General features: G+C 54.5%; 15 protein-coding genes. All 15 read left to right on the top strand.

Going from position 1 to position 18116, the window contains the following annotated elements; translation table 11 throughout:
• Positions 1 to 433 precede the first annotated feature (433 nt).
• The gene (mraZ, locus tag CO251_RS13975) at positions 434 to 865 is read left to right on the top strand and encodes a division/cell wall cluster transcriptional repressor MraZ (protein WP_103376432.1); all 432 of its coding nucleotides are present in this window, start codon (positions 434 to 436) and stop codon (positions 863 to 865) included.
• 13 nt (positions 866 to 878) lie between these two features.
• Complete coding sequence (rsmH, locus tag CO251_RS13970) at positions 879 to 1784, top strand: 16S rRNA (cytosine(1402)-N(4))-methyltransferase RsmH (RefSeq protein ID WP_103376776.1); 906 nt, start codon at positions 879 to 881, stop codon at positions 1782 to 1784.
• Between the two features lie 14 nt (positions 1785 to 1798).
• The gene (locus CO251_RS13965; RefSeq protein ID WP_103376431.1) at positions 1799 to 2257 is read left to right on the top strand and encodes a hypothetical protein; all 459 of its coding nucleotides are present in this window, start codon (positions 1799 to 1801) and stop codon (positions 2255 to 2257) included.
• A complete protein-coding gene (locus CO251_RS13960) occupies positions 2254 to 3981 on the top strand; it encodes a penicillin-binding protein 2 (RefSeq protein ID WP_103376430.1) in 1728 nt (575 codons plus the stop codon). Before CO251_RS13965 ends, CO251_RS13960 begins: the two co-directional genes overlap by 4 nt.
• Before the next feature lie 77 nt (positions 3982 to 4058).
• Positions 4059 to 6155, top strand: coding sequence for a penicillin-binding transpeptidase domain-containing protein (locus tag CO251_RS13955; protein ID WP_103376429.1), 2097 nt, complete (start codon positions 4059 to 4061; stop codon positions 6153 to 6155).
• Between the two features lie 43 nt (positions 6156 to 6198).
• On the top strand, positions 6199 to 7680 hold the full coding sequence (locus tag CO251_RS13950; RefSeq protein WP_103376428.1) for a UDP-N-acetylmuramoyl-L-alanyl-D-glutamate--2,6-diaminopimelate ligase: 1482 nt from the start codon (positions 6199 to 6201) through the stop codon (positions 7678 to 7680).
• Positions 7677 to 9044 carry a UDP-N-acetylmuramoyl-tripeptide--D-alanyl-D-alanine ligase gene (murF, locus tag CO251_RS13945; protein ID WP_103376427.1) on the top strand — a complete coding sequence of 456 codons (1368 nt, stop codon included), beginning with the start codon at positions 7677 to 7679 and terminating at the stop codon, positions 9042 to 9044. Before CO251_RS13950 ends, murF begins: the two co-directional genes overlap by 4 nt.
• On the top strand, positions 9041 to 9982 hold the full coding sequence (gene mraY / locus CO251_RS13940; protein ID WP_103376426.1) for a phospho-N-acetylmuramoyl-pentapeptide-transferase: 942 nt from the start codon (positions 9041 to 9043) through the stop codon (positions 9980 to 9982). Before murF ends, mraY begins: the two co-directional genes overlap by 4 nt.
• Positions 9983 to 10021: 39 nt before the next feature.
• Positions 10022 to 11119, top strand: a complete 1098-nt coding sequence (gene ftsW / locus CO251_RS13935; RefSeq protein WP_103376425.1) for a putative lipid II flippase FtsW — start codon at positions 10022 to 10024, stop codon at positions 11117 to 11119.
• A 69-nt stretch (positions 11120 to 11188) separates the two neighbouring features.
• Positions 11189 to 12301 carry an undecaprenyldiphospho-muramoylpentapeptide beta-N-acetylglucosaminyltransferase gene (murG, locus tag CO251_RS13930; RefSeq protein WP_103376424.1) on the top strand — a complete coding sequence of 371 codons (1113 nt, stop codon included), beginning with the start codon at positions 11189 to 11191 and terminating at the stop codon, positions 12299 to 12301.
• Positions 12302 to 12306: 5 nt separating this feature from the next.
• Positions 12307 to 13290 (top strand): UDP-N-acetylmuramate dehydrogenase, encoded by a 984-nt coding sequence (murB, locus tag CO251_RS13925; RefSeq protein WP_103376423.1) that lies wholly within the window; start codon positions 12307 to 12309, stop codon positions 13288 to 13290.
• Positions 13236 to 14492 (top strand): UDP-N-acetylglucosamine 1-carboxyvinyltransferase, encoded by a 1257-nt coding sequence (gene murA, locus CO251_RS13920; protein ID WP_103376422.1) that lies wholly within the window; start codon positions 13236 to 13238, stop codon positions 14490 to 14492. Before murB ends, murA begins: the two co-directional genes overlap by 55 nt.
• Positions 14493 to 14729: 237 nt before the next feature.
• Positions 14730 to 15926 (top strand): cell division protein FtsA, encoded by a 1197-nt coding sequence (ftsA, locus tag CO251_RS13915; RefSeq protein WP_103376421.1) that lies wholly within the window; start codon positions 14730 to 14732, stop codon positions 15924 to 15926.
• Between the two features lie 33 nt (positions 15927 to 15959).
• Positions 15960 to 17027: a cell division protein FtsZ gene (ftsZ, locus tag CO251_RS13910; protein ID WP_103376420.1), complete on the top strand. Its 1068-nt coding sequence runs from the start codon at positions 15960 to 15962 to the stop codon at positions 17025 to 17027.
• Between the two features lie 189 nt (positions 17028 to 17216).
• Positions 17217 to 18095 (top strand): sigma-E processing peptidase SpoIIGA, encoded by an 879-nt coding sequence (locus CO251_RS13905; protein WP_103376419.1) that lies wholly within the window; start codon positions 17217 to 17219, stop codon positions 18093 to 18095.
• Positions 18096 to 18116 lie beyond the last annotated feature (21 nt).

The raw sequence follows: 18116 nt of genomic DNA, 5'->3' as shown, positions 1-18116 counted from the left end.
CCCCGTGCTAAAGAGCCGTTAAAGGCCATGTCTTCTTTGTGGATTCTCTTCTTCTCTCTTCAATCAATGGATGCGGTTCCCATTTTCTTGATTGTGGCCTTATGTCTTTTCGGAACGAGTAGGGGAAAAAGGCCGCGAATTCCATCGCCTCGGCTTGCGATATTCGGGAAGGTTCTGCGCCTTATGGCAAGGCTGTGATATTGCTGCGATCAAGGACGAAGTTGTCCCCGGTCATGCGTTCTTTTCCGGGGCATTTAGTCACGCCCTTTCAAGGTTCTAACCCCTTGGGTGAAAAGGGGAGGACAATCCGTCGCTTGAACCCAATTTATGGCAGTAAAAGTTTTTTAAAAAAAAGCAGGAATGCGGCAACCCATAGCGAATTGGAAAAGTGGAATGAAGTGGAGCGGAGTGGATGAAAAGGGGGGATTGGACCATGCTGATGGGAGAGTATGAACACTCCTTAGATGACAAAGGCCGGGTCACGATCCCTTCTCGATTGCGCGACGATCTGCAGACTCATTTTGTGATAACCAAAGGGTTAGACGGATGTCTCTTCCTGTATCCGATGGAAGAATGGGGCAAGATGGAAGAGCGGCTCAAGTCATTGCCCATGACCAACGCTAACGCCCGGGCGTTTGCTCGGTTGTTTTTAGCGGGGGCCCAAGACGTGGAAGTGGATAAGCAGTTTCGTGTCGTGATTCCACCGCGTTTGCGGGAGCATGCGGGTATTGAAAAAGAAGTGGTATTGGTGGGTGTCAGTACGCGCGTGGAGTTGTGGGCGCGCGAACGTTGGGAAGGCTATCAGGCAGAAGCGCAAACCTCGTATGAGGAAATTGCAGAAAAAATGGTGGACTTTGGATTTTAGCCGAGGTGATTTGATGTCATTTGCCCATGTCTCCGTGTTAGCAGAAGAAGCCCTTCAATACTGGGTGCATGACGTCCGGGGTCTCTATGTCGATGCGACAACAGGTGCTGGAGGCCATAGCCTCCGTTTGCTGGAATCGTATCCCGGCGCCCGCTTAATTGCGGTGGACCAAGATCCCATGGCTTTAGCGGCAGCCCAAGAAACACTAGCCCCATTCCAAAGTCGTGTGACCTTTGTTCATGGCAATTTTCGGGACTTGTCAACCATTTTAGATCCAGAATTGCGAGGGCGGATTGCCGGCTTTCTCTTTGATTTAGGGGTATCATCTCCCCAACTGGATAACCCCGAACGTGGCTTTAGCTACCAGTACGATACCGCTTTGGATATGCGTATGAATCCCGACAACCCGGTGACGGCATTTCGTTTAGTGAACATGAAGTCGAAAGAGGAAATTGCGCATGCTTTGCAAGTGTGGGGAGAGGAGCGCTGGGCGGTCCGCATCGCGGATTTTATCGTCCGGGCGCGGGCTAAAGAGCCGATCCGCACCACGGGGCAGTTGGTGGAATTGATTAAAGCGGCCATTCCTGCAGCGGCCAGGCGGACGGGAGGTCATCCGGCGCGCCGTACATTTCAGGCCTTGCGGATATGGGTTAACGACGAACTTGGGGCATTAGAAGAAGGCTTGGAGGCGGCTTTGCACTGGGCAGCGCCACAAGGACGCATTGTGGTCATCTCGTTTCATTCGCTCGAAGACCGCATCGTCAAGCATACATTTCGGCAATGGGGACAAGAGCGCCACGGAAAGGTGCTCACACGTCATCCCATTAGTCCGCATGAGGACGAAACAGATGTCAACCAGCGCGCTCGCTCGGCGAAATTGCGGGCGTTTGAACGGGAATCAATGGATGGCACGAAATAAGGGGGATATGATCAATGATTGACCGCGACCCATGGAACCAATACAACGAGGGAAATCTTGCGCGCCAATGGGAGAAGAAACTGCGCCCGCGCAAGCAACCCAAGCCCAAAGTGCAGCGCAAACCTTGGGTCAGGACCGTATTGTGGATCAGTGCCTTATGGGGCGCGGGCATGATCGCGTCCATTCTCGCGATTCATGTAATGGTCATGGGATATCAGGTAGATCGATTAGAATCGCAATACACTCAGCTCCATCGCCAACAGCAGGTGCTGAGTTTAACCGTGACCGACCTGACCTCTCCCCGGGCCTTGGCGGCTGACGCCTCACGTCTGCATCTGACGATGGTGGTGCCCAAAACTCAAACACCGGCTCCCAAAAGGTCTGTCGCGCATCAAGTGCCGCGCTATGCGACCTGGCCTCAGTTAGTGAGCCAATGGATTATCCATTTGCGGGAGGCTGTTACCCGAGCATGAATACTCGCAAAGCCGTGCAGCATCGCGCGCTATGGACGTTGCTTTTTACGGCCATTTTCATGGTGATATTGGTCGTCAGGTTCGTCATTATTCAGGTCGCCGATGCGAGTGATTTGCAGAGCTATGCTCGCAATATCCATGTGCATAAAATTATTTTGCCAGCGGCCCGTGGGAAAATTGTGGACCGCAACGGCACAGTTTTGGCGATGGACGTGCCGACCTATCAAATTGTTGCCGCACCGAAGTATGTGAACCATCCCGCACAAACGGCCAAGATTTTGGCTCGCTATCTGCCGTTTTCTTCTACGCTTCTACGCAAGGTGCTGAGCGACAACTCCTGGTATGCGTTATTAGACCGCTCGGTACCAGCTTCGGTGGCACAGAAGATTCAAGCCTTGAACCTCACCGGAATTAGCGTAGTGCAAAGTACAGGACAAGAATATCCTAATGGGACTTTGGCCTCTCAAGTGATTGGCATGGTGGGCGCTAATGGCAAGGGTTTAGCGGGTATTGAATACGAGGACAACAGCATCTTGTCCGGTCATCCGGGTTATTGGGTAGTGCAAACGGATGCAGCCGGCAATCCACTGCCCCAGTGGCAAGAAGCCTACAAAGCTCCGCAACCAGGCGATACGGTTCAGCTGACCATTGACGCCAATATTGAAGCGGATGCGCAAAAATGGTTAAAGTGGGGCGTCAAACGGGCGCACGCGTTAAATGGCACCGTCATCGTGTTGAATCCGCACACCGGATCCGTTTTGGCCTTGGCCAATTGGCCCAATTTCAATCCCAACAACTACTATTCTGCGACTCCGTTGCAGATGACGGACTATGCTGTTCAAGATCCGGTGCCGCCTGGATCCATTTTTAAACCTGTGACGGCGTCGGCAGGACTGGGACTGGGGCTTTTTACCCCCAATAGTATGTTTGATACCGTGGGTTATAAAATTGTGGATGGCGTGCGTATCGACGACTGGAATCCAGTGGGCTGGGGCTGGATTACCTTAACGCGCGGACTCGAAGTCTCATCAGACCAAGTCTTTATGGATGTGGCGCTCAAAGTCGGGGTCAGTGAAATGTATCATTATATTAAGATGTTTGGGTTTGATCATCCGAGCAATGTGGGACTGCCTGGCGATTCGAGCGGGGTGTGGATTCCGGAACAGAATGTGAATGCCGTGGATTTGGCCACCATTGGGTTTGGACAAGGCATGGCCGTCACACCTATGCAAATGATTACCGCCGATTCGACGATTCCCAACCACGGCACGATGATGCAGCCGCACATTGTGAAAGCGATTTTGTCTCCGTCCGGAAAAGTCTTGAAAACGTTTAAACCAAGGGTGGAATCGCGCCCGGATTCCGTGCAAGTGGCTAAAGAAATTGAACACATGATGGTCCTCGAAGCCACCCAAGGCACCGGTGTGCCGGCCCAAGTGCCCGGTTACGTGATTGGAGGGAAGACCGGGACTGCGCAGAAGATTGTCAACGGCCGGACTTCCAACACACTCTTTGTGTCGTCATATATGGGATTTGGCCCCGTCCCGCATCCTAAGTTCATTATGTTAGTCATGATTAATCGCCCCATCGGCAAATTGTTCTATGGCGATCAGGTGTCGGCTCCGGTGTGGAAGCATATTGCCTCCTATATGTTTAAGTACTGGAAGATCAAACCCTATGCCGGTCCTGTCAACGGCTCGCAGCCGTTTGTCAAAACAAAGTAGCGTTCTGACCCCAAGGGTGAGGGCATAGATATTGTGAGTAGCCAAGCCTAAGGACGTGGCGAGGAGGCTCACAAATAATGACCAACAAGCCTACTTTGACAATCAAACGGCGGACCTTTGTGGTCATGCTGCTTGTCGGCTTGTACGATGTTTTGCTACTAGGCCGTTTAACGGACATCCAAGGCTTGCAAGCCGCTTCACTCAAAGAGCGGGCCGACCAAATTCATTTCCGGGGGGTGCCCTTGGCACCTTTTAGGGGCAACATTGTCGACCGTAATGGACACTTGTTAGCAGGCAGTCATCATGCCTATTCCGTGTATGCCATACCGGTTCAGACCCGCAAACATCGCACCCAAGAAACGATATTGCTCTCAACGTTGCTTCAACTCTCGCCGCAAACCGTCAAACGGCGCTTGAGTCGTAGGCAAGGATTTGTGTGGATTAAACGGCGCATCGCGCCCACAGAACTTGATGCCTTGCGGTCCCAACTAGCGGCGCTACCGGGCGTCCACTTGATTACCGAAACGGCGCGCTACTATCCGCAAGGGGAATTGGCGGGACCGGTCTTGGGATTTACTGGCATTGACAATCAAGGGTTGGCCGGGATTGAATTAATCTATGATAAATATCTCACGGGCAAGCCCGGTAGCATTCAAGAAGAGTTTGACGTTACGGGCCAGTCGGTGGCGTTTGCGCAGACGCGTGTCATTCCGTCCGTACAGGGGGATACCGTAGAGCTTAGTTTAGACGATCATATTCAATGGATGGCCGAGCGGGCCTGCGAGCAGGCCATGATTCACACGCAGGGCAAATCGGTGAGCATTGTCGTGATGCATCCCAAAACCGGTGGAATTTTGGCCATGGCCCAACGCCCTTCGATGAATCCCAATCATTTTCGGGACTATAGTCCGAAGAATTACCGGGTGCTATCGGTGTCGGATGCGATTCCGCCCGGCTCGATTTTCAAGCCAGTGACCTTGGCTGCAGCCTTGGAAGAAGGCACGGCCTCCGTAAATTCCCAATTTTTTTGCCCGGGATTCAAAAATGTGTTAGGACGGCGGGTGAATTGCTGGCGGCCTCAAGGGCACGGGGCGGAAAATTTGGCTTTAGTGGTGAGAAATTCCTGCAACGTAGGATTTATGGAATTGGGATTAGGGCTTGGGGTGGATAAGTTTTACGAGTATCTTGACAAATTTGGGCTCAAAGGCCGCACTCATATTGACTTACCGGGCGAAGCGCTGGGCATCTTTCCGGCGATGAAGCGCGTGACCGCTCTCGATTTAGCGATTATGGCCTTTGGGCAGACCCTGACGGTGACCCCTATCGCCTTGCTGAATGCCATAAGCGCCATCGCTAATGATGGGGTCTTGCTTAAACCGCATATTGTGCGCAGGATTTTGGCTCCCAATGGGCATGTGATAAAAGAGATGGATGCACAAGTTGTCCGCCGAGTGGTGTCAGAGAATGTTGCCAAAACGGTGCAAAGCATGATGGTAGGGGTTGTCAGCGAAGGCACCGGAAAACTGGCACAGGTTCCGGGCTATAAGATAGCGGGAAAAACTGGTACCGCACAAAAAGTCATCAACGGCCGCACAGAAAAAGGGGTATATATTGCCTCCTTTATTGGGTTTGGTCCGGTGCCCAATCCTGAGGTTGCGGTGATTGTCAATGTGGATGAACCCGTGGGGGCGTTCTATGGAGGCCAAGTCGCGGCGCCAATTTTTGGACAGTTGGTGCGTAATATTTTTCGGTACTTAAAATTGCCGCCTACGGAGCCCATTAAGCCCCCGCCAAAAGGGGAGCCGGCGATGGTGCCGAGCTTGGTAAATTTGGACCCAGAAACCGCACTACAAGATGCCGCAGCGTTTGGTTTTCCGGTACAATTTGAAGGGCGAGGCCGTGTGGTGGTGGACCAATCCATTGAATATGGAGGGTACCGACCCGCGGGCACAATACTCCAGTTAAAATTAGGGGACGCTAGCCGTATTTACTTAGAATGGGTGGCAGTACCACAGTTTGAGGGGTTAAACGCCCAGAGTGCAGCGCGTTTGGCGTGGGTCTTGGGCATTAATGTCAAGGCGCGCAATAAGGGATCTGGCGTGGTCCGGCGGCAAAACCCGCCGAAAGGCACCGAAGTAAGGGCGGGGTCCGTGGTGGAGATTTGGCTTGGGTGAGTAAGGGCTCACGCCATGGGGAAATGACGTAGGAGGCTTCGGCATGATTTGGAGTGAACTAATCAAGGTGGTTCCGGATGGAACCCCGGTGGGGAATACGGCAGTGGAGGTCACAGGCATCGCATACGATTCGCGCCATGTCGAAGCCAATAATGTGTTTTGTGCGATTCCGGGATTTCGCACAGACGGTCATCTATTTTGTCAAGAAGCAGCGAACCGGGGTGCGACAGCCTTTGTCGTGGAGCGGGCGGAAGCTATTCCGGCTGGCAAATCCGGGGTGGTGGTGCCTAATGCGAGGCGGGCCATGGCCTTGATTGCGGATAAGTTTTATGGCAGTCCCTCCGCACGCTTAGCGATGATCGGGGTCACCGGGACCAATGGCAAAACGACGACGACACACATTGTGCGCGCTCTGCTCGAGGCCAATGACATCCCGACCGGACTGACCGGCACACTATACACATTAATGGGCCAAGACACGTATAAGGTGAGTCGGACGACGCCTGAATCGCCTGATTTGCAAAGTCTCTTGCGTCATATGGTGGACCGTGGTATGCGGGCTGCGGTAATGGAGGTATCCTCCCATGCCTTAGTCCTTTCGCGTGTCGACCAAGTGCAATACGATGTCGGCGTATTTACTAATTTAACGCAAGACCACTTAGACTTTCACAAAGATTTTGAGTCGTACTTTCAAGCCAAAGCCCTGTTGTTTCGGCACTTAGGGGCTTCCTCCAAAACGGGTCCGAAAGCGGCCATTATCAACATCGATGATGACTACGGCAAACGCTTGATTCCGATGTCGCCGGTGCCTGTCCTGACCTATGGTTTGACCGAAGGGGCCGACATTATGGGCAGCATGGTCACTGTAGGTAGCCGGGGCGTACAGTTTGTGGCGTCGTTCCCCAATGGGGAACGGCAAGCGGTGGAGTTCAATATGACAGGGCGGTTCAACGTCCTCAATGCGTTAGCCGCGATGGCCGTCGGCTATGTCTACGGCTTATCGCCCCGGCAGATGGCCGAGGCGTTAGCGCGTTATCCGGGTGTTCCGGGCCGCTTTGAGCGTATCGATGAAGGCCAGCCTTTTACCGTCATTGTGGATTATGCGCATACTCCAGATGGCATGGAAAACGTCTTAAAAACCGCACGGGAATTTACTGTGGGGTCGATTGGGGTCCTGTTTGGCGCCGGTGGTGACCGAGACCGTGGTAAACGCGCGTTGATGGGGGAAGCAGCAGGGCGCTACGCGGACTGGGTTGTACTGACGGCCGACAATCCCCGGTCGGAAGATCCAATGGATATCATTAATCAAATTGCCGATGGTCTCAAACCGACGCAGACGCCGTTTGAAGTGGAGTTGGACCGGGAACGGGCCATTCGTTTGGCGCTGCAAAAAGGCCAGCCCGGTGACGTGATTTTCATCTTAGGCAAAGGCCACGAAACCTATCAAATTTACCGAGATGGCACAATCCATTTCGATGACCGAGAAATTGCACGTCAAGCCTTGCGGGAGATTAAAAAGCCATGATGGCCTTGACCTATGACGAGGTGACCAAAGCGTCCGGAGCCGTGGCGCATGGGGTCGATCTCACCAAGACCATGACCGACTTGACCGTTGATAGCCGCAACGTCAAGCCTGGCGCCCTTTTTGTCGCCTTGCCGGGGGCTCACACGGATGGGCATAAGTTTGTTCCCGATGTTTGGGCCAAGGGCGGCGTGGCGATGGTAGAGGCCTCTTTTCAACCCCTCCAGGGTCCTGCGTTGGTGGTGCCATCGCCGCTAGACGCCATGGGGACGATGACGCGCCAAACGGTGGATGCCAAAGGAACGGTTGTGGTCGCTGTGACCGGAAGTGTGGGCAAGACCAGTGTGAAAGAATTAACGGCAGCAGCTTTAGGGGCAAAATTTGCGACCGGAAAATCCCATGGCAACTACAATACAGCGATTGGGTTGCCAATGTCATATTTTCGTAGCGACCCCGATATCACGCACTTCGTGGCGGAAATGGGCATGCGGGCCTTAGGCGAAATTGCGGCTTTGACGCAGATCATGCCGCCACAGGTCGCGATCATTACCAATATCGGGCCTAATCATATGGAAACACTGGGCAGCATGGACAATATCCAGCGAGCCAAGGGCGAGATTTTGCTGGGCCTGCGCCCTGGCGGAATAGCGGTGCTCAATTATGATGATGACCGTTTTCGCGCTCTTGCCTCAACAATTCCCAATAATCAGATTCTCTGGTATGGGCGCCAAGGCGGCGACTGTGTGGTGAAAGAGGCCGTATTGACACCTCATGGTACTCTAATCACGCTGGAATTTCGCCGCAACCGCTTGTCACTCACCATTCCCTATCTCGGAGCCCATCATGGCCACAACGTGGCGGCGGCCTTTTTGGCGGCCATAGCGGTCGGATTAACGCCCGAGGAAGCGGTGCGTGGGTTGGAAAGCGTACCGCCCACCAGTGGCCGGTTGCAGACGGTTCCGCTCGGGACCCTGACAGTGCTAGCCGATTATTACAACGCCAGCCCTTTGTCCATGACCATGGCATTAGACGTTTTGGCACATCAGCCGGCCACCGGGCGCAAAATCGCCGTGTTAGGCGACATGTTGGAGCTAGGCGTTTTAGAAGAGCAAGGCCATGAGCAGGTCGGGCAAGAAGCTGCACGCCGGGCGGACATTGTGCTGGCAGTGGGCCCTAGATCACAAAAGATCGCGCAGGGTGCTCAGGCGTTAGGATCCCAAGCGGTGTGGGTTCCTGACCTTGATCATGCCTATGATTGGTTAATTCAGCATTTGCAAGCGGGTGACGTGATGCTCTTAAAGGCCTCTCACGGAATGATGTTCGAGACCTTACACCAACGTCTTGAACAGTGGGGGGGACCGCATTGAACCAAGCATACGCGGGGCTCTTCGCATTTTTGGTGGCATTTATCTTAGGGCCGGTGTTTATTCCCGTGCTGCACCGTTTGAAATTTGGCCAAACCGTGCGCGATGTCGGCCCGCAGAGCCACTTGAAAAAACAAGGCACGCCGACAATGGGGGGGCTCTTGTTTCTGGTGCCGTTGCCCATTGCGGTTGCGATTTTTGCTCCGCATAGCTTGGAAGCGTGGGCACTGGTGGCATTGATTTGGTCTTATGGATTGATTGGCCTGGCCGACGATATGCTGAAAGTCGTCTTTAAGAGACCTTTGGGCCTTAAAGCCCGAGAAAAGCTGCTATTCCAAGTCCTGTTTGCGGTGGCGTTTACGTGGTTGGCCGGGGCGCGTTTTCACGCGGCAGGTACGTATGTTTTGCCTTTTCACTGGGGCGTCTTACCCTCCGGCGTCTTTTTTGGACCGCTTTCGGTGTTGGCGATCTTAGGAAGCGGAAATGCCGTAAACTTGACCGATGGCTTAGATGGCTTAGCCGCTGGTGCGGCCGCAATTACCATGGCCTTTTTTGCCTTCTGGGGCGTTATGCATCACGAACCCGTAATTGCTTTGGTCTCCCTGACGCTCATTGGCGCCCTCGTGGGCTTTTTACGCTATAATGTGCACCCAGCGCGCGTCTTCATGGGCGATACCGGGTCTTTGGCCCTAGGGGCAGCGTTGGCGGGGACCGCGATTGTGTCGCGCACGACCCTGCTGTTGCCGCTCATTGGGTTGCTCTTCGTAATTGAAACCTTATCGGTGATTATTCAAGTGTTAAGTTTTCGTCTAACAGGTAAACGGGTTTTTCGCATGAGTCCTTTGCATCATCACTTTGAGTTGGGCGGCTGGCCGGAAGAGCGGGTGGTTGCGGTCTTTTGGGTCGTAGCCGCTGTTGGCGCGCTGTTGGCTTGGTGGTAGCACACGGCACGATGGGATGGTCTGCAAGGAGGTTATGGCATGAATGAGGAAAGACGGCGTATCGACTATCTTTTGTTAGCGGGGGTTGCGGGTTTATTAGCCATTGGCACTGTCGTCGTGTTTTCCGCGAGCGCGTCCGTCTCGTTCAAACAGTTTGGAAATCCCTATTATTACGTGGAACACCAGCTGGTATGGGCCGTGATTGGTATTATTGCCATGATTGCCACGACCCGGATTGACTACTGGCGCTATACGAAGCTAATTTTTCCGGGCTTTATGCTCTCGGTGCTGTTATTGGTTGCCGTGTTGATTCCTCATGTCGGCATTGATATCAACGGGGCCCGGCGCTGGCTCGGGGTGGGCTCTTTGCAAATTCAGCCCTCTGAGCTCGCGAAGTTGGCTATGATTTTCCTCTTTGCCCGTCTTTTTAGTTTGCACCGTCAAGATTTGGACGATTTTTGGCGTGGCGTGATGCCTCATATCCTCTTGGCGTCGGTTGTTTTTGTCTTGATTTTGGCCGAGCCTGACTTGGGCACGACGATTGCGACGGCCGGGACCTTTTTTGTCATGCTGTTTGTGGCGGGGGTTAAAAAACGCCATTTGCTCGAGTTGACTGGGGCGGCCGTGCCCATTTTGGCTTGGGCCATGATTGCCGAACCTTACCGCAGACAGCGTTTACTGGCGTTTATGGATCCATGGAAGCACCCCTTAGGGGAGGGTTTTCACACCATTCAAGCGCTATTGGCGTTAGGTTCCGGCGGGGTTTTAGGGGTGGGGCTGGGGTATTCTCGTCAAGCCTTGGGCTATCTCCCAGAAGCCTTCACGGACTTTATTTTTGCGATTTTAGGGGAGGAACTCGGCTTATTAGGGACCTTGACCGTGGTGCTCTTGTTCATGATGGTGGCTTGGCGAGGTTTCCGCATTGCCATGCGGGCACCCGATATGTATTCCAGCTTATTGGCAACGGGCTTAACCACTATGATTGCCATTCAGGCCGCGATTAATATGGGCGTGGTGACCGCGACGTTGCCGGTGACGGGAATTACCTTGCCCTTTATCAGCTACGGGGGATCGTCGCTTGTGTTAAGCATGGCGGGCGTTGGGGTTCTGTTAAATATTAGTAAGCACGCTGCGTAACGGGAAACATACGCTGGAGAACGGACGACAAAGTGTAGGCAACAATTTGTATGGGAGTGGTCGTAGGACATGCGGATGCTGATTGCGGGCGGCGGCAGCGGGGGCCATATTTATCCTGCCTTGGCGATTATTGACGCGGTGCGTGCTCGTGTCAAAACGCTGGACGTTTTATATATTGGAACCGATCATGGACTTGAAAAGGATTTAGTGCCGGCCCGCGGCATTCCGTTTGCAACGATTCATGCGCGGGGGCTGTTGGTCAAAGGGATCGCGGGCAAGGCCCAAGGGGCGCTGAGTGCCGTGCGCGGCTTGAACGAGTCCTTGCGGTATATCCGTTCGTTTCGTCCTGATGTGGTGGTGGGCACGGGCGGTTATGTTTCGGGACCTGTGGGCTTGGCGGCCGTGCTGCGCCGGGTGCCATTAGTCTTGCAAGAACAAAATGCATGGCCTGGACTGACCAACCGGCTCTTAGGGCCGCGTGCCTTTCGGGTGATCGTGCCTTTTGAAGAAGCCCAACAATATTTTAAACGGGGCACGCATTTTGTTGTGGCTAGCAATCCGGTGGTGATTGCGGTGCAAGAAAGCAAAGACGCCTTGCGCGAAGCTATGGGCATTGCGCCGGATCAAACTGTTCTGATGGCCACGGGCGGAAGTCAAGGAGCCCAAGCGTTGAATGACTTTTTATGGGAGTTTTTGCCGGTATTGGCAAAGCATCCCGAATGGACCCTGCTTTGGGCCACGGGCAAACGGTATTATCAAGACATCATGAACCGCGTGGCGCAAAATCCCGAGCAGTTGGACCCAAAACAGGTGCGGATTGTCGAATACTTTTATGAGATTCAAAAATCCTACCGAGTATCTGATGTGTTTTTTGGTAGAGCTGGGGCTATGACTATTGCCGATTGCGTGGCCTTTGGATTGCCGCCGATTTTGGTGCCGTCTCCGCATGTGGCGGAAGATCACCAAACCAAAAATGCGGAAGTCATTGCGCAACGGCACGCGGGCTTGGTGTTGAAAGAACCTGAGTTGGCCCTTAGGGGCCAAGAGGTGTTGACCATGGTGCTGAGTCAGCCTGAGCAGCGTCAGGCTATGGCCCAAGCATTACGTGCGATACAAGATGATACGGCGGCCCAGAAAATTGTGGAGACAATTACCACAGCCGCCCGCCACGGAAGGAGGTAACGCCATTGGATGCGGAACGTGTGGCCCAAGAGTTGCGTAGACTAGACGTAGGGGCTGTGCAGCAAGAGGAGCCGTTGGCTCGGCATACGTCCTTCCGGATTGGCGGACCCGCCGCGATTTATCTACAGCCTCCGAACCAAGAGGCATTGGTGCGAGCGCTCGACTGGGTTCACCGCGAAGCTGTTCCCTATTTTGTTTTAGGGCAAGGCACGAACGTCTTGGTCTCTGACCAAGGCTTAGACGCGGTTGTTCTGTCTCCCTCGCGCGCTTTGCGCTACGTGGACACAAAGGGAGATCAATTGATCGCGGGCGCGGGCGTATTATTGACGAAACTCGCTCACCGCGCGCATCAGGCGGGTTTGGGCGGAATGGAATTTGCGGTCAGTATTCCTGGCACCTTAGGTGGGGCTTTAGTCATGAACGCGGGAGCGCATGGGACCGAAATGAAGGATGTCGTGCGCCAGCTTGTGGTCTGGGAGCCTGAGGTCGGGGTGCGCTCGATTTCGTCGACCGAAGCCGATTTTGCGTACCGGTCAAGCGCGTTTATGCGCCAAAAGTGGATTGCCTTGGAAGCTCAAATCGAGCTGACGCCCAAAGAGCCGGGAGAGATTTTGAGCACCATGCGGCACCACATGGAGTACCGCAAAAGGACGCAACCCGTCGGTGATCCCAATGCGGGGAGTGTGTTTAAAAATCCTCCCAATGATTATGCAGGACGCCTCATAGAGTCCTTGGGAGCGAAAGGGTGGCGTCTTGGAGATGCCGAGGTGTCGCAGGTGCATGCCAACTTTATTGTGAACCGGGGACACGCGACGGCCCATGATGTCCTTGGTCTTATGCGGCGCTTGCGCCATGAGGTCTATGCGCGCTATGCGGTCCAATTGCGCCCAGAAGTGCGTTGGATTGGGCCAGGAGAGGGAGGATTTGAGGCAACATGGGAGAATTTGTGGTGCGAGGCGGGAAAAGGCTTAACGGAACCGTGCGAATAAACGGGGCCAAGAACGCCGCATTGCCGATTTTAGCTGCGACGGTACTGGCCACGGAACCCGTCATTTTGCATGACGTCCCGGACTTGCGGGACATTCATGTGATGATTGCCGTGCTACGGTCCTTGGGCATGACCGTAGAGAAGGCGGGACGTGACGTCTTTGTGGATCCAAGGACTCTTAATAGCTATGTGGTGCCTGCGGAATTAATGCAAGAAATGCGCGCGTCGATTTTTCTTTTAGGACCGTTATTAGCCAAATTAGGAGCTGCGGAGGCTACGCAGCCGGGGGGCTGTGCCATAGGCGACCGGCCCATTGATTTGCACTTATACGGCTTAACATCTTTAGGTGCCACAGTGCACGACGAGGGCGGACGCACTGTGCTTCGCGCCAAAAAGCTGGTGGGGAATGAAGTGCATTTTCCCTTCCCCAGTGTCGGCGCCACGGAGAACGTGCTGATGGCCGCAGCGCTGGCCGAAGGAGAAACCCGGATTCGTAATGCGGCGATGGAACCCGAGATTGTCGACTTAGCCCAGTTTCTTGAACGCCTAGGGGCTACGGTGCGGGGAGCAGGCACACCGGACATTCGGATTAGCGGCGCCTCGATGCTTAAAGGCGCTGAGCATACCGTCATCGGCGACCGTATTGAGGCGGCAACGTTTGTGTTGAGTACGGCCGCGGTGGGGGGCGATATCACGGTGAAAAACTGTCTGGTGGACCATTTGCCCGGGTTGTGGGGCCGCTTGCAAGACATTGGGGTGATGGTTGAAGAAATTGATGCGGATACCGTTCACATTGTCAGTGAGGGGCGTTTTAAGCCGATTCCGGTATCGGTCGCCACGGCTCCCTACCCTGGTTTTGCAACGGACTGTCAGCCCCAATTTATGAGTTTTCTGCTGGCCGTACCCGGCGTCCATTTAGTCACTGAACGCGTCTTTGAGAACCGTTTGGGCCATGCGGCTCAGTTGCGCCGAATGGGCGCGCAGATTATTGCAGACCAGCGCGTTGCCCTTATTTATGGGGGCCATCCCTTGCATGGGGCCTATGTGACCGCGCCCGACTTGCGGGCGGGAGCAGCTTTGGTGATTGGGGCCTTGAAGGCGGAGGGCGAAAGCGTGATTGCTGGACGCGAAATTATTGAACGCGGTTATGAACAGTTAGATGTGCGCCTTTCGGCTTTGGGGGCCAGCATTCAAGCTCGCTGAGCTTCTGCTGTGGAAATTGGTGGTATTGTTACATGATATGCCCAAGACCTGCTAAGATATATTTGAAGAGCAAAAGAATCTTCATAGCAGCCATTGGGGACCGGGTCGACTCGGACGAGCCGCCCTGCGGTGGCCCGTTAAAATTACACAATTCTTCTCAATTAATGCAGGAATATCGACGCCACAGCGAGAAAAGAAAGAGAGCAGGGTTGTCGATCATGCGACCGGAGGTGTGATGTGCCTAAACGCCAACTAATGCTCGCACTAGATGTTGGAACGACAAAAGTTTCCGCATTGGTGGCTGAGGCGAGGCCTGATGGCGAATTGGCCGTATTGGGGATTGCCGCGACGCCTGTTGTCGGGATGCGTCGCGGGTTGGTTTTTGAGGTGGAGCGCGTCGCCTTAGCGATTCGCGATGCGGCTAACCGTGCGAACAGCATGGCGGGGAGCGACCTTACGCAGGCGGCTGTGGCCATTAATGGCGATCACCTCACCATCACACCGGGACAGGCCAAAGTTTCGTTGAAATCAGGGGTTATTCGCGACGAAGACATGCAGCGTGTACTGGAACGCGCCGCCCATGTGGAGCTTGGGGCCGGCCGTGAGGTGGTGCGTGTCATTCGGCGGGGTATAGCCGTAGATGGGTTTCGCGGCGTCGCCGATCCCCAAGGCATGGTCGCTCACACCCTAGAGGCGGACGTGTTTGTGGTCACGGGATTGTCGACTGTTATTCGCAATTTGCGCCATGTGGTCAACATGGCTGGACTTCAACCTTTAGAACTCATTCCCGCTCCGGAGGCGTCAGCATTAGCGGTGCTGAGCGCGGAAGAAAAGCAAGTCGGTGTGGTGCATCTTGATGTTGGGGGTGGCACTACCGGAGTATCTGTTTACCGTTCAGGCCAACTGGAGTACTTTGGCGTCATCCCTTTAGGGGGCGAGTCTATCACCTCAGACTTGTCCGTTGGCTTGGGCGTCGTCGCGACGCAAGCTGAAAGGCTCAAACTGGAGCATGCAGCTGTGGCGTCGGAACGCGAAGGGACGCTGGAAGTGCGGGCGGTGAGCGGACAGTCGGTGAAGCTGATTCCCATTAAAGAAATGCAAGAAATTGTCGCCGCCCGGGTCGATGAGTGGACCGATTATGTCGAGCAGCACTTGCAGCGTATTGAATGGACCAAAGGCCCTGCTGCGGGGGTGGTGATGACAGGCGGTGGCGCGTTGCTCAAAGGGTTGGGCCCATATCTGGAAACACGTTGGGGATGGCCCGTGCGTCTTGGAACGCCTATAGGCCTTGGCGGATTGTCCGATCTGTCACGCAGTCCTGGCTACGCCACGGTGGTTGGGGTGGCAAAGGCCATGGCTTCACATGAACAGTCACGCACCGTGGAGTCACCATGGCAACGAGTGGTACAATTTTGGGTTAATTTGTGGAAATAACTGAGCGGATGCGTCAGACAGGGAGGATTTTGCATGCTGGAATTTGATCAGTCGGATGAAAATTTTGCGGTTATTAAGGTGGTCGGAGTCGGCGGGGGCGGGACGAATGCGGTCAACCGGATGATTCATGCGGGCCTTAAAGGGGTCGAGTTCATTGCGATTAATACGGACGCGCAGGCGCTTGCGTTGTCGATGGCGCCGACCCGCTTGCAAATTGGCACCAAACTGACCAAGGGGCTGGGAGCGGGGGCGAATCCGGATATTGGATCGAAAGCGGCCGAGGAAAGTCGGGAAATGATTGCGGATGCGCTCAAAGGGGCAGACATGGTCTTTATTACGGCCGGGATGGGCGGTGGAACGGGCACCGGAGCTGCGCCGATTGTCGCGGAAGTCGCCAAAGAAGTCGGCGCGTTAGCGGTGGGGGTCGTCACCAAGCCTTTTACGTTTGAAGGCCGCAGGCGGCAAAATTTCGCCGAAAAGGGCGCAGCCACATTGAAGGCCAAGGTGGATACGTTAATCACGATACCCAATGACCGGTTGTTGCAAGTGGTCGAGAAACGTACGTCGATTATGGAAGCCTTCCGCATCGCCGACGACGTCTTGCGTCAAGGGGTTCAGGGCATTTCCGACTTGATTGCGGTGCCGGGTCTCATTAACTTGGACTTTGCTGATGTCAAGACCATCATGTCGGAAATGGGTTCAGCGCTGATGGGTGTAGGGGTCAGCCAAGGCGAAAACCGAGCCGCCGCGGCTGCTAAAGCGGCAATTTCGAGTCCTTTGCTCGAAACCAGCATCGATGGCGCACGCGGAGTGTTGCTGAATATCACAGGCGGCAGCGACTTAGCGCTTTTTGAAGTGAATGAGGCGGCGGAAATTGTCATTCAAGCCGCAGATCCCGAAGCCAATATCATCTTCGGCGCGGTGATTGACGAGACGTTGAAAGACGAGGTACGTGTGACGGTGATTGCGACAGGCTTCTCGGGCGATCGCATGGTGCCCAGACCCGATCCGGAGTTGCGTGAACGCGAGGAAGTGGAAATTAAGCCCTTTGCCAACAATGATGACCTTGATATTCCAGCCTTTTTACGGCGTCGTAACTAGCACCTCAGCATCGATTCCGCCTCTTAGACAAGAGGCGGTTTTTTTGTCGGCAACTTTCTGGGACACCCCAACGGAAATGACATGCTTTGCACCCTTTGCTTTTTAGAATAGCAGGTGTCAGACATACCCGGCTCATCTGCGGCATATCCATCAGATAGGTCGAGGTGAAGACGGAAAGGGGATGAGCCTATGGTCAGCGCGGTGGGCACGCTCGTAGTGAGTTATGCGATGGACTGGTCGTTATTGCGGCTGACCATAGTGTTGATGGACCGAAAGCCCCGGCGCTGGCGCCTCGGCTTAGGGGCCGTAGTGGGGACGTTGCCGACATTGTGGGTGTTACTCCAGCAAAATCTCTATGCGGTGCCATGGGAGCTCCTCATCTTGTGGCCCTTAGGGATGCTGTGGCTTGCCGTGCCGCGGTTTCCTTGGCGGCTTTGGGCCCGGGCCTATCTGATTTTCGCGGGCGTAACGGTGTTGGCTGGCGGTATTGCGCTGGTTATCTTGACATGGCTGGGTCAGTGGCTTCCCGGCATTCCTCACTGGCTGCTGTTGGGGCTCAGTGTCCCGACTGTTCTGTGGGGCATGGGCCTTTTAATTCCTCGCCCCCGGATGCGCCAATATCTTGGACAGGCGCAAAAAGGCGAGGTGTCTGTGACACTGAATGGGAGTACGCTGACTCTTCCGTGTTTATGGGATTCTGGCAACCAGATGCGTGACCCGGTTTTGCGCCGGCCCGTCATTGTTATGGAAATCAGCCAGGCCATTGAATGGCTGCCTCCGGAAGTCCTGGCATGGGTGACGGCCTGTGCGTCCGGCCGACAAGACCCGGTGCCAAGTAAATGGCAAGGGCGGCTCGGTACCGTTTTTTATCAATCCATCGGTGGCACCGGCATTTTGCCGGTGGTGGCACTTGAGGAGGCCAAGGGACAATTTCAAGGCCGATGGTACCGATTGCAGCCGGTTGCGTTGGCGTTTACGCCTCAAAGTGTGTCGAGTGACCATTCCTACCGTGCCTTAGTTTCGCCTGACTGTATTATTACCATAAATCAAGAAGGGGTGGGTGCATGATTGCACAATGGCAACCAAAAC

The organism is Sulfobacillus sp. hq2, assembly GCF_002903155.1.
GTDB lineage: Bacteria > Bacillota > Sulfobacillia > Sulfobacillales > Sulfobacillaceae > Sulfobacillus > Sulfobacillus thermotolerans.
The sequence above is the reverse complement of the archived record's forward strand: the minus strand, read 5'-3'. Positions and strand labels throughout refer to the sequence as shown.